The 13352-nt window shown below is 38.6% G+C and carries 10 protein-coding genes and 1 other annotated feature; all 10 genes read left to right on the top strand.

Features of this window, described 5'->3' with window-relative positions:
• Window positions 1-296: 296 nt before the first annotated feature.
• The 10 genes from ACFTQ7_RS05770 to ACFTQ7_RS05725 all read left to right on the top strand — a co-directional run bounded on the left by ACFTQ7_RS05770 (window position 297) and on the right by ACFTQ7_RS05725 (window position 13321).
• Window positions 297-1124 (top strand): cytochrome C assembly family protein, encoded by an 828-nt coding sequence (locus tag ACFTQ7_RS05770; protein WP_079563123.1) that lies wholly within the window; start codon window positions 297-299, stop codon window positions 1122-1124.
• A gap of 18 nt (window positions 1125-1142) precedes the next feature.
• Window positions 1143-2075, top strand: a complete 933-nt coding sequence (hemC, locus tag ACFTQ7_RS05765; protein ID WP_349661984.1) for a hydroxymethylbilane synthase — start codon at window positions 1143-1145, stop codon at window positions 2073-2075.
• Window positions 2065-2829 carry a uroporphyrinogen-III synthase gene (locus ACFTQ7_RS05760; RefSeq protein WP_386827683.1) on the top strand — a complete coding sequence of 255 codons (765 nt, stop codon included), beginning with the start codon at window positions 2065-2067 and terminating at the stop codon, window positions 2827-2829. Before hemC ends, ACFTQ7_RS05760 begins: the two co-directional genes overlap by 11 nt.
• Window positions 2826-3806, top strand: a complete 981-nt coding sequence (gene hemB / locus ACFTQ7_RS05755) for a porphobilinogen synthase (protein WP_386827682.1) — start codon at window positions 2826-2828, stop codon at window positions 3804-3806. The genes ACFTQ7_RS05760 and hemB overlap by 4 nt, the downstream gene beginning before the upstream one ends.
• A complete protein-coding gene (hemL, locus tag ACFTQ7_RS05750; protein ID WP_386827681.1) occupies window positions 3807-5099 on the top strand; it encodes a glutamate-1-semialdehyde 2,1-aminomutase in 1293 nt (430 codons plus the stop codon).
• Between the two features lie 759 nt (window positions 5100-5858).
• Window positions 5859-6305, top strand: a complete 447-nt coding sequence (locus ACFTQ7_RS05745) for an SRPBCC family protein (RefSeq protein WP_349659983.1) — start codon at window positions 5859-5861, stop codon at window positions 6303-6305.
• Between the two features lie 275 nt (window positions 6306-6580).
• Window positions 6581-7321: a valyl-tRNA synthetase gene (locus ACFTQ7_RS05740; protein WP_386827680.1), complete on the top strand. Its 741-nt coding sequence runs from the start codon at window positions 6581-6583 to the stop codon at window positions 7319-7321.
• A gap of 275 nt (window positions 7322-7596) precedes the next feature.
• Window positions 7597-7874, top strand: a binding site (T-box leader).
• Between the two features lie 123 nt (window positions 7875-7997).
• Window positions 7998-10643 carry a valine--tRNA ligase gene (locus ACFTQ7_RS05735; protein ID WP_386827679.1) on the top strand — a complete coding sequence of 882 codons (2646 nt, stop codon included), beginning with the start codon at window positions 7998-8000 and terminating at the stop codon, window positions 10641-10643.
• A gap of 135 nt (window positions 10644-10778) precedes the next feature.
• The gene (locus ACFTQ7_RS05730; RefSeq protein WP_386827678.1) at window positions 10779-12071 is read left to right on the top strand and encodes a bifunctional folylpolyglutamate synthase/dihydrofolate synthase; all 1293 of its coding nucleotides are present in this window, start codon (window positions 10779-10781) and stop codon (window positions 12069-12071) included.
• Window positions 12068-13321 (top strand): bifunctional folylpolyglutamate synthase/dihydrofolate synthase, encoded by a 1254-nt coding sequence (locus tag ACFTQ7_RS05725; protein WP_386827677.1) that lies wholly within the window; start codon window positions 12068-12070, stop codon window positions 13319-13321. Before ACFTQ7_RS05730 ends, ACFTQ7_RS05725 begins: the two co-directional genes overlap by 4 nt.
• Window positions 13322-13352 lie beyond the last annotated feature (31 nt).

Genomic DNA, 13352 nt, shown 5'->3' with positions numbered 1-13352 from the left:
TTGGCCCAAAGCCTCCGGCGGATGTCACAGAATCGGAAAGGAGTTCTTTGTGCTTGCACAAAGCCGATTCCGGACGCAATTATGCCTAGGCATAATTGATAGATGTCTATGTGTTCGCGGTGCAACTTTAGAAAAGTTGTCCTTCGAGCTTTTTCCCGCGAGCGAGATTTTCTACTGATATTAAATGAGGCGTTTTCGTATCTGTATGGTAAACTAAGGATACGAAAACGTTTTTTTTCTAGTTCTAGGCTAAAGTACACTACTTTAGTACTTTCAATATAAAGAAGGGATGTCTATTGGCTGATTTGACGATGACAAGGCTCTATGAAGTAATGATCGTCTTGTATGCGATCAGTCTAGTATTTTACTTTACTGATTACTTTTATAAGCAAATACGAGCAAGGCGAGTTGCTTTTTGGCTTGTTTCATTCGTATGGGTAATTCAAAGTGCCATTATTTTATTAACTTTTGTGGAAACGAAGCGTTTTCCGATTTTATCCTTGTCAGAAGGGATTCTCTTTTATTCCTGGCTGCTCGTGACACTATCTATTATATTGCACTGTATTGCACGAGTTGATTTACCGGTATTTATTATTAATATACTAGGATTTTTATTCGCTAGTATCTTTACTTTTATGCCGAAACGGCCGACAGGAATAGTAAGCGATACTTTAATTTCGGAATTGCTTTTTATTCATATATCATTTGCCATTTTATCGTACGCAGCGTTTTCTTTAACATTTGTTTTTGCGATATTGTACTTAGTATTATATCGTTTGCTGAAAAAGAAAAAATGGTCACATGTCTGGACAAGGTTGCCATCACTACAGCAGACGAGCAACTGGATGAATGTTTCATTTTACATTGGTATTCCAGTGTTGTCTGTAAGTTTAGTTTTAGGGTTTGAATGGGCACTACTAACGCTAGAGAGTCTTTCGATTTTTGATGCGAAGATTATTGGGTCCTTTATTATTTTAATTTTGTATTGCTTTATATTGTATGCGAATCGTAAAAGTAAGCTGACAGGGACAACATATGCGTGGGTACATATATACGCTTATCTATTAGTTGTTGTTAACTTCTTTTTAGGAAGCAGTTTATCACGATTCCATTTATGGTATTAGAAGAGAGGTTGGAGACTGTTGAGAAAAATTATTGTAGGTTCTAGGAGAAGTAAGCTAGCTTTAACACAAACAAATTGGTTTATCAATGAGTTAAAAGCAGCTGGTGTACCATTTGAATTTGAAGTGAAAGAAATTGTCACGAAAGGTGACCAAATTTTAGACGTGCAACTATCTAAAGTAGGTGGTAAAGGGCTTTTTGTAAAAGAAATTGAACAAGCGCTTTACGACAAAGAAATTGACTTTGCTGTCCATTCTATGAAGGATATGCCTGCAGTATTGCCTGAAGGATTAGTAATTGGCTGTATTCCACCACGTGAAGATGCGCGTGATGCTTTTATTTCAAAAGGACATGTGAAATTTGCCGATCTTCCAGCAGGAGCTGTTGTTGGGACAAGTTCTCTTCGTCGCAGTGCTCAACTTTTAACTGTCCGTCCAGATATTGAAATTAAATGGATTCGTGGAAATGTAGATACACGCTTAGCTAAACTTGAAACTGAAGAATACGATGCAATTATTTTAGCAGCAGCTGGCCTAAAACGCCTTGGCTGGAGCGATGATGTAGTTACTGAGTTTTTATCTGTTGAGGATTGTCTACCAGCAGTAGCACAAGGATCTCTGGGTATTGAATGCCGTGGAGATGATACAGAACTATTAACGGAATTAGGCAAGTTAACAGATAGCATTACATGGCAAGAAGCGCATGCAGAACGTGCTTTCCTAGCGGCAATGGATGGCGGCTGTCAAGTGCCTATCGCAGGATATGCAAAGTCTAACGGGGAAAAAATAACATTAACTGGCCTTGTTGCTGCACCAGATGCTTCAGTTGTTTATAAAGAAACAGTTATGGGCTCTGATGCGGAAGCAGTAGGGAAAGAACTTGCTGAGATTTTAACGAAGCAAGGTGCTTTTGAATTAATTCAACGAGTAAAGGCAGAGCAAGATGCAAAATAATTTACCTTTAGAAGGTAAAACTATTATTTTGACAGGTACATCTAAGACGACAACCATAATAGATGACATTAAAGCATTAGGTGGTCAAGCAGTAATTGCCCCATTGATTGAAACTTGCGAGCTGATCGATAAAAACGATGATGTGCAATTAGAGTTTGCACGTCAATTTAAATGGCTCATTTTTACGAGTCAAAATGCTGTAGAAGCTTTTGCCAACAAGATGCAACGCTTTAATGTAAGTGCAGTGTATTTTCAAGGCAAAATTGCTTCTATCGGTACTAAAACTACTACAGCCTTAGAAAAGCTAGGATTCCATGTGAGCTTTATGCCTTCTATATTTAGTGCAGATGTATTTGTTCAAGAATTTCCTGATGTGGTAGCAGGGAGCAATCCTACTTGTCTATTTATTCGTGGAGAAAAAGCGAAAAATACATTAAAGGAAGGTCTGCCCTTTACATTGAAGGAATGGACAGTTTATGAAACGATTGAGCGACATGATCAAAAACAATTAATGATTGAATGTATCCGTACAAATAGCGATGTCACAGTGATTTTTGCTAGTCCTTCTGCTGTTGATGTATACGCAAAGGATATAGCTTCGGTAATTGGTTGGAAGGCAGTACATATAGCAGCAATCGGTCATATTACAGAAGCAGCTATTGTAAATCACGGTGCTATTGTAGATATTATGCCGAGCGTATATACAATGCAAGCAGTCATCGAGGAAATAACGAGAGTAGGAGAAAGAAAATGACAAAATTACAATTTCAAAGACATCGTCGTTTGCGTGCAAATGCTGCTATACGATCAATGGTAAAAGAAACATACTTACACAAAGAGGATTTAATTTATCCGATTTTTGTTATGGAAGGCGAAAATATTAAAAATGAAGTCCCTTCTATGCCAGGAGTTTTTCAATTTTCATTAGATAAACTTGAAGCTGAGATTGATGAAGTTGTTGCTTTAGGTATTCCTGCTGTTATTTTATTTGGCTTACCTGCAGAAAAAGATGCAGTTGGAACTGGTGCTTTCCATGATCATGGTATTGTGCAAGAAGCAACACGACTTATTAAAGCTCGTTACCCAGAACTATTAGTCATAGCGGATACATGCTTATGTGAATTTACAGATCATGGCCATTGTGGCTTAATTGAAGGCGATCAAATTTTAAACGATCCTTCATTAGATGTTTTGGCACGTACAGCAGTATCACAAGCGAAGGCAGGGGCAGATATCATCGCTCCATCTAATATGATGGATGGATTTGTAGCAGCTATTCGTGCGGGTCTAGATGAAGCAGGCTTTGAAAATGTTCCAATCATGTCATATGCCGTAAAATATGCATCTAGCTATTATGGTCCATTCCGAGATGCAGCTGATGGTGCACCCCAATTTGGTGATCGCAAATCATACCAAATGGATCCATCGAATCGTATGGAGGCATTCCGTGAAGCGGAATCAGATATTGAAGAAGGTGCAGATTTCTTAATCGTTAAACCAGCTCTAAGTTATTTAGACATTATTCGTGATGTGAAAAATAATTATACATTACCGATTGTTGCATATAACGTTTCTGGTGAATATGCAATGATTAAAGCTGCGGCTATTAATGGCTGGATTGAAGAGAAAAATGTAGTGCTTGAAACGTTACTTAGCATGAAACGCGCAGGCTCAGATTTAATCATTACGTATCATGCTAAAGATGTTGCACGTTGGTTGGAGGAGAAATAAATGACGCGTTCTTATGAAAAATCAAAACAAGCATATGCTGAAGCAATTAACCTAATGCCAGGGGGTGTTAGTAGCCCAGTACGTGCATTCAAATCCGTAAATATGGATCCAATCTTCATGGAATCTGGTCACGGTGCTATTATTAAAGACATTGATGGCAATGAATATATTGACTATGTATTATCATGGGGACCACTAATTTTAGGTCATACACATCCAGAAGTTGTACAAGCAATTGCAGAAACAGCAGCGAAAGGCTCCTCGTTTGGAGCACCAAGCTACACAGAAAACCAATTAGCCAAATTAGTATTAGATCGACTACCTGGAATGGAAATGATTCGCTTTGTTTCTTCTGGGACAGAGGCTACGATGTCAGCTTTACGAGTAGCTCGTGGTGTTACAGGGCGCGATAAAATTTTAAAATTTGAGGGCTCTTATCATGGTCATGGAGATTCCTTGCTCATTAAGGCTGGCTCTGGGGTAGCTACATTAGGCTTACCTGATAGCCCTGGTGTCCCAGCAGATATTGCACGCAATACTTTAACAGTAGCGTACAATGACTTAGAAGGGGTGAAACTAGTTTTCGAAAAGTTTGGTTCAGAGCTTGCTGCAGTAATTGTTGAGCCAGTCGCAGGGAATATGGGCGTTGTCCCTCCGCAACCAGGCTTCCTACAAGGCTTACGTGAATTAACAAAGGAACATGGAACATTGTTAATTTTTGATGAAGTTATGACAGGCTTCCGTGTTGATTATGGCTGTGCACAAGGTTATTTTGATGTAACACCAGATATGACAACATTAGGTAAAGTTATTGGTGGTGGACTTCCTGTTGGAGCATTTGCAGGGAAAAAAGAAATTATGGAGCAGGTAGCACCGGCTGGTCCAATCTATCAAGCTGGAACATTGTCAGGGAATCCATTAGCGATGACAGCTGGCTATGAAACATTAACTCGCTTAGATCATAGCTCTTATGAATACTTCAAAAAGCTAGGAGATCAATTAGAAGCTGGTTTCCGTGAAGCAGCAACGAAATACAATATTCCGCATACTGTAAATCGTGCTGGTTCAATGATAGGTTTCTTCTTTACGAACGAAGATGTAATTGATTTTGATTCAGCAAAGACATCAGATTTGCAATTGTTTGCTGAATACTTCCGTCTAATGGCAGAAGAAGGTATTTTCCTACCGCCATCTCAATTTGAAGGTTTATTTATTTCTACTGCACATACGGAGGAGCATATTTCAAAAACAGTTGATGCTTTCCATAAAGTATTTGCACAATTAGCAAGATAATAGGCTGTTACAAAATAGCATGCTAGAAGTATTTTCTGGCATGCTATTTTTTTATCGTTAAAGTAATGCATATGTCTTTATCAGGTTCTTCGGCAAAATGAGGGGTTGATTTCCGTTCCGACTGGGCGCTTTGTAGCTGCCGCTTCGCTTTCGCACAGTTAAAACATTTGTAGCTGCCGCTTCGCTTTCGCACAGTTAAAACATTTGTAGCTGCCGCTTCGCTTTCGCACAGTTAAAACAATTGTTGCTGTCGCTACGCTTTCGCACAGAGCAGAGCTTCCTGGGGGCGTCGGGGCAACAGGATGTTGGTCACGAAGGCGTTATCACAGGACGTGATGCTTTTAGCCTTCGTTCCTCTACCCGCTTCACTCGCGATGCTCGCTCCAGGGTCTCGGGCCAACAGATGTCTTTTGCGCGAAAGCGTGAGTGCAACGTAGCGGCAGCAGCACGATGTTGGTCACGAAGGCGTTATCACAGGATGTGATGCTCTTAGTCTTCGTTCCTCTATCGCTAATCCCCAAGGAGTCGCCCAGTCGTAACGAAGATCAACGTATTTACATATTAGATGTTTTAACAAAAGTCACAGCTTTTGGTGATGAACCCTTTATCTGTAAAGGCTTATATTTATGTGCCCGTTAGAATGTATGAATCGTTACCGCTTGAAAAAATTTTTATTAAAATTATAACTTTCAGCATAGCCAAATTGTAGGCGAAATCGTATATAATAGAGCTATTCGTAAAAGAAAGTAGTGAATTGATATGGCAACTGGCACACATATGGTCGAAGTACCTGTAGGAATTGAAAATGTATGGGATTTCGTCAGTGATATGGAAAAATGGGCAAAGCTTGTCCCAGGTTATAATGCACATGAAATGATTGATGAAAAACATTCAACATGGACGTTTAAAGGCAATGTTGGTGTTCTGAAAAAAACAGTACAAGTAGAGATTGCTATTTTAGAATGGACAGCGCCTTCTAAAGTAACATTCGAATTAAAAGGAATTTCTGATAACTTTTCAGGAAACGGTTATTTCCTAGCGGAAAGTATTGATGCAGAAAATACAAAAATGACAGGCTTCTTGGAAGTAACAGCAGGAGGATTAGCTGGTCCTGTTTTAAATCCAATCTTTAAACCAATCGTACCAAAAGCAACACAAATGTTAACAGACCGTGTAGCAAATAAAATTAAATTGGTGAATGTATAATAACGATTGCACACCATTAAAAGGCATGCTAGAGAATTTTTTCTAGCATGCCCTTTTTTCTGTTACGGCAGGCGCTTTCTTAGGGGACGCCCGATGTGCCGCTTCTCTTTGGCACTATACAAAATCCGATTGCATTGTTTATTTGCGCGAGATCAAAGAGACAGCTACATAATATACACCAAGACGAAATTGATTAATCATCCTATAGCATACTATCCTTCGGAGCTTCATATGATGCAAGAGGAGGGATTATTATCGAACACAAAACATGGAATATGAGTGAAACTTTTAGTTTTCCTGGTTATGGCTGCCCAATAGAAATAGCAGCTGTACAAATTAAGCCACGGTGGCAGACAACTCAGTTAGAAGACTCTCTACGATTAATGGGTATTTATCATATCACAGCACATGTTCGCTTTGATTTTCAAGACATGCAAGCTTACATGGATGATGATGAATTAGTACAAATCGATACGCTAGATATTCAAGGAGATACTGGTTATTTTGAGTATGCGGTTCCTTTAAATGTAGATTTACCAAAGGATGCAGCTATTGAAGATTTAATGGTAAAGGATATTCGACCTGTTTTGAGGAATCAGATGTGTCAGCTAGAGTGGACGGTTACAAGTGTTTTTAATGAGCCTGAGCTTGCGCTTGCGCTAGAAAAAGCGCACGTTTTTGAAAAACAGTCTGTCAATGCCTCAGCACAAATTGAGAAGGGGGACCTTACAAAAGAAACGGCACAAGTAAAACAACCTACAACTTCAGTAGCTTCGAATCAAGAAGATAAAACTGTAGCTGTAGCAGCTTCAGCACAAGAGGAAAAGTCTGAAGCAATAGTAGCTTCAGACAAAAAAGAAAAGCCTGCATCAAAAACAATGTTGAGGGAGTCCTCAAGTAATATTGTAGTCCGTGAATCTAGTTCCTGGCATGAAGTGCCATCGATGATCTGGGATTTAACCGAAGACTATACACCGCTAAAGGTTCGTGTTTCAAATGATTTCATTCAAAAGTAAATAGCATATAAGTAAAAGGAGCAATAAGATGATGAAATCCCCAGATGTTGGAATGATGATGACACGTATAAACTGAAAAGCACAAATTGGAACAATTATCGTTTTGCAATAAAAACGAAATTGTCGTAGCCATGGTGGTAAAAGCCAAGGATTATACTTACGTCGTCGCATTTGAATTTTCACTTCCTTTTCTAGTAGTGCTTCCTAAAAAATGACTAAATCACTTGAAAAATTGCACGATTTTGGGGTACAATGTGAAAAAGTTGAATATAAATGCAAATGCTATGACAGGGAAGAGTAAATTATTCGTACATTTTAAGAGAGGAAACGGTAGCTGAAAAGTTTCTATTTGTACCTAGTTGAATGTAGCCCTCGAGCAGCTTTAGTGAACTAACAGTAGTTAAAGCCGGTTAAACACCGTTACTGAATTGAGAGCCAGTAGTAAAGGCTTAAGCAAGTAGTACATTATTTCCTGATGAAACGTATGATAGCTTAACTCGCCTCTGCTGGAATTAAAGGTGGTACCGCGAACTTAAACTCCTTCGTCCTTTTTGACGTTAGGAGTTTTTTTATTTTTATTAATCTTCTTGATAATGTCTTTTTACTAAGACTTAAAAAAGAATGATTGGTACTATCTCACACTAAAAAAATTATTAAGTTAACAGGAGGAGTCAAAATGACAGAAAACATTTCAATGCCAACAAAATATGATCCGCAGTCCATTGAAGCAGGTCGTTATGAATGGTGGTTACAAGGGAAATTTTTTGAGGCGCAGCCTACAAGTGAAAAGGAGCCTTATTCTATCGTTATTCCACCACCGAATGTAACAGGTAGACTACACCTTGGCCATGCTTGGGATACAACATTGCAAGATATTTTAATTCGTATGAAGCGCATGCAAGGTTATGATGCACTTTGGTTACCAGGAATGGACCATGCAGGTATTGCGACACAAGCAAAAGTAGAAGCAAAATTACGAGAAGAAAATATTACACGTTATGATTTAGGTCGTGAAAAATTCCTCGAAAAAACATGGGAATGGAAAGAAGAATATGCTGGGCATATTCGTGATCAATGGGCGAAGCTTGGTCTTGGATTAGATTACTCTCGCGAGCGTTTCACACTTGATGAAGGTCTTTCTGATGCAGTTAAAACTGTTTTCGTTCAATTATATGAAAAAGGCCTAATCTATCGTGGCGAACGTATTATTAACTGGGACCCTGCTGCAAAAACAGCATTATCAGATATTGAAGTTATCTATAAAGATGTTCAAGGTGCATTCTATCATATGAAATACCCATTAGCTGATGGCTCAGGATATGTGGAAGTAGCAACTACACGTCCTGAAACAATGCTAGGTGACTCTGGGGTAGCTGTTCACCCGAATGATGAGCGCTATCAACACTTAATCGGTAAAACAGTTATTTTACCAATCGTAGGTCGTGAAATTCCAATCGTAGCAGATGACTACGTAGATTTGGAATTCGGTACTGGAGTTGTAAAAATGACACCAGCACACGATCCTAATGACTTTGAGGTTGGTAACCGCCACAACCTAGAACGCATTCTTATTATGAATGAAGATGGTACTATGAACGAGCTTGCTGGCAAGTATAACGGTATGGATCGTTTTGAATGTCGTAAGCAAATCGTTGCTGATTTACAAGAAGCTGGCGTGCTTATCCGTATTGAAGAGCATGCACATTCAGTAGGGCACTCTGAGCGTTCTGGTGCTGTTGTAGAGCCATATCTTTCTGCACAATGGTTCGTAAAAATGCAACCACTTGCTGATGCTTCACTTACTCTTCAAAAAGATGAAGAAGGGCAAGTAAACTTCGTACCATCTCGTTTTGAAAACACATATTCTCGCTGGATGGAAAACATTCGTGACTGGTGTATCTCTCGTCAATTATGGTGGGGTCATCAAATTCCTGCTTGGTATCACAATGAAACAGGTGAAGTTTACGTAGGTAAAGAAGCACCAGCAGATGCGGAAAATTGGACGCAAGATGAAGACGTATTAGATACTTGGTTCTCGTCTGCACTATGGCCATTTTCTACAATGGGTTGGCCAGATGAGACTAACGAAGAATATAAACGTTACTATCCAACAAGTACACTTGTAACTGGTTATGATATTATTTTCTTCTGGGTTTCTCGCATGATCTTCCAAGGTCTTGAATTTACAGGTCAGCGTCCATTCAAAGATGTATTAATTCACGGTTTAGTACGTGATGGAGAAGGACGCAAGATGAGTAAATCACTTGGCAATGGTGTAGATCCTATGGACGTTATTGATCAGTATGGTGCTGATTCATTACGTTACTTCTTAGCTACTGGATCTTCTCCTGGTCAAGATTTACGCTATACAACTGAAAAAGTAGAGTCAGTATGGAACTTTGCAAATAAAATTTGGAATGCCTCTCGTTTCGCTTTAATGAATATGGAAGGTATGACATATGATGAAATCGACTTAACTGGTGAAAAATCAGTTGCCGACAAATGGATTCTTACTCGCTTAAATGAAACAATTGAACGTGTAACATCTCTTGCAGAACGTTATGAATTTGGTGAAGTTGGCCGTGAGCTGTATAACTTCATTTGGGATGATTTCTGTTCTTGGTATATTGAAATGGCTAAATTACCGTTATATGGTGATGACGAAGTAGCTAAGAAAACGACTCGTTCTATTTTAGCTTACGTTTTAGACCAAACTATGCGTCTATTACATCCATTCATGCCATTCATTACAGAAGAAATCTGGCAGCACTTACCTCATGAAGGTGAATCAATTACAGTGGCAGCATGGCCAACTGTTCGTGAGGATCTTCATTTTGCAGAGGAAGCAGACAATATGAAGCTCCTAATGGATATTATACGTTCAGTACGTAATATTCGTGCGGAAGTAAATACACCAATGAGCAAAAAAGTGCCACTATATATTTCAGCGAAGGATGCTACAACGGTTACAGTACTAGAGGCAAATAAAGCATATTTAGAAAAATTCTGTAATCCAGAATCACTAACAATTGGAGAAAGCTTAGAAGCACCTGGTCAGTCAATGACAGCAGTAGTAACTGGAGCTGAACTATTCCTACCACTTGTTGGACTTATTAATCTAGAAGAAGAAATGGCTCGTCTTGAAAAAGAATTAGAAAAATGGGCAAAAGAAGTAAAGCTTGTGAATGGTAAGTTATCGAATGAAAAATTCGTTTCTAAAGCGCCGGAAGCATTAGTTAATGCGGAGCGTGAGAAATTAGCCGATTACGAAAGTAAACATGCGGTTGTATTAAAACGTTTAGAAGAACTAAAAAATATGTAAGATTAAGACAGCGGATGGCAATCGTCATCCGCTGTTTTTTTCTTTCATTCAAATGTAAGTTTTTACGAAAAGTATGTGTATTAGGCGCTACTTATACTAAAATAGAGGTAATTGTAGTAAGAGGGAGTGTTTCTTTTGTTTAAAACGATGAAAGAATGTACAGATTTTATTTTTACGTTAAAGGCAGTTGATCATAAACGTGCTCCGCTCGTCTTGATGCGAGAGGTATTAGCTTTTCTTAATAACCCACAGGACAAGCTACGTGTTATCCATTTAGCAGGCTCAAATGGGAAGGGGTCAACAGTGAATGCGCTAAGAGAAATGTTACAACTTACTGGCTACAAAGTAAGCGCCTTTACTTCACCTCATCTAGAGCGGGTTAATGAACGTATGACTATTAATGGTATGCAAATTAATGATGAACAATTTTTACACTATATGAACAAAGTTGCTGAGATTATTGAGACACATTATGAAGGTGAATTTCCGAGCTTTTTTGAAGTGGTAACACTTATTATGTACCAATATTTTGCGGATGAAGAAGTGGATTTTGCGTTGATTGAAACGGGACTTGGTGGACGTTTAGATGCTACGAATGTCGTTACGCCTCTAATTTCAATTATTACAACGATTTCATTAGAACATACTGCGTTTTTAGGAGATACGTTAGCTAAAGTAGCGTTTGAGAAAGCGGGAATTATTAAAGAAAGTGTACCTGTTGTAGTGGGTGTTAAAAGTGAAGAGGCACTTTCTGTTATTCGTGAGGTAGCAAATGAGCGTCATGCCCCATGCTTTGTTTTAGGGGAGGATTTTACGGTTGATAATATTGAACAAGGAACTGATATGCAACATTTTAATTACCGTAAAGCAAATGTGGAGATGGAAGCTATCCCATTAAAAATGGCTGGTCAGCATCAAGTAAATAATGCAAGCGTTGCGATTTCGGCAATTTTAACGTTAAGAGAGAATGGAGCCGTTGATATTTCAGATGCATCAATCCGTCAAGCTTTGGCAAAAGCTCAGTGGGCAGGCCGTTTTGAGCAATTACCTGGCGCTATTATATTAGATGGCGCACATAATTCTGAAGGAACTGCGGCGTTAATTCAAACTCTAAAAACGGTTTATCCGCAACAAAACTATCGATTTATATATGCAGCATTATCAGATAAAGATCATGCGAAAAGTATTGCTTTAATGGATAGTATTGCTACATCAATTGCATTTACACAAATCGAGCTTCCGAATGCTATGCCTGCTGATCAATTAGCTGCATTATCTACAAATACGAATAAAATATATAATGCGAATTGGTGTGAAATGGTTCAAACGATGCTACATCAAAGAAATGATGAGGATGTTATCGTCATTACAGGCTCCTTATATTTTATAGCTGAAGTTCGACAATGGCTACAGGGGGAACAAAGATGATCCCGAAATGGAATAGCTATAAGGAAAAATGGAATGTTCAGAGTGATGATGTTATTAAACCTGGTCTAACTGCGATTGAAGAAGCATTGGCACGAGTAGGTAATCCAGAAAATAAATTGCAAACCGTACATTTAGCAGGGACTAACGGTAAAGGCTCGACACTTACTTTTTTAGAATCAATTGCTAAGGAACATGGCTTACGTGTTGGTAAATTTATGTCTCCTTGTATTTTGGACGTGCATGATCAAATTCAAGTAGAAGGTCAATCTATTTCAGAAGCTGAAATGAACCTTGTATTCCAACAAATGCAGGTAGCCGGACTTAGTGGCAAACTAACAGATTTTGAACTTTTAACAGTTGCAACATTTTTACATTTTGTTACTAGTAATGTAGATATCGCCCTTATTGAAGCTGGTATGGGTGGCTCACTTGATAGTACGAATGTGGTCACACCAATTGCTTCTATCATACCGAGTATCGCATTAGAGCATACGAATTTTTTAGGAGATACGATTGAAAGTATTGCCTATCATAAAGCCGGAATTATTAAGCCGTATCATCCAGTTATTATCGGCGATTTACCGTTAGAAGCGAAAAATATTGTCTACGAGGAAGCCAGTAAAAAACATGCCTCCGTTTTTGAACTAAATCATCAGTTTTATGTGGAACAAGAAAAAGATGGAGAGAGTTATGTGCATAATGACAATGGCCTCCGTATTACAAAGCTTACACGCACTATAAAGGGAGCACATCAGGCGAATAATATGGCACTTGCTATTACAGCTTTTTTCGAAGTAGCAATCTCATTGGAGTTACAAGTTAGTGAAGAAGCTATTCAAAAAGCTGTAAAAAACGCAACCATTTTAGGACGTTTTGAAGAAATTATGCCTTATGTTGTTTTAGACGGTGCGCATAATCCAGCGAGTGCTGAGAAATTAATAGAAACGATTAAGCAGGAGTTCCCAGATGAGCAGATTACTTTTGTAATTGGAATTCTTGCAGATAAGGCTGTAAAAGAGATTTTGCAACTATTTGAGCAAGTAAGTGATTGTTTTTACTTTGTTGATTTTGATAATCCCCGTGCGATGGCTGCTCACAACATGCTTGAGCTGTCCAACGCCTCTTATAAGGCAGTTTTAGAAGATTATGTGCAATTTTTAAAACGACAGTCAGCAAGTAAATCAAGGACGATTGTATCGGGTTCATTGTATTTATTAACGGAAGTGCGTAGTAGATTAAAAAACAATTAACATGAGTTAGTATATTTCCAGTAAAAATCAG

Source organism: Lysinibacillus sp. NPDC056959 (assembly GCF_042674095.1).
Classification (GTDB): domain Bacteria; phylum Bacillota; class Bacilli; order Bacillales_A; family Planococcaceae; genus Lysinibacillus; species Lysinibacillus zambalensis.
This window is presented reverse-complemented; position numbering and strand designations above follow the sequence as displayed.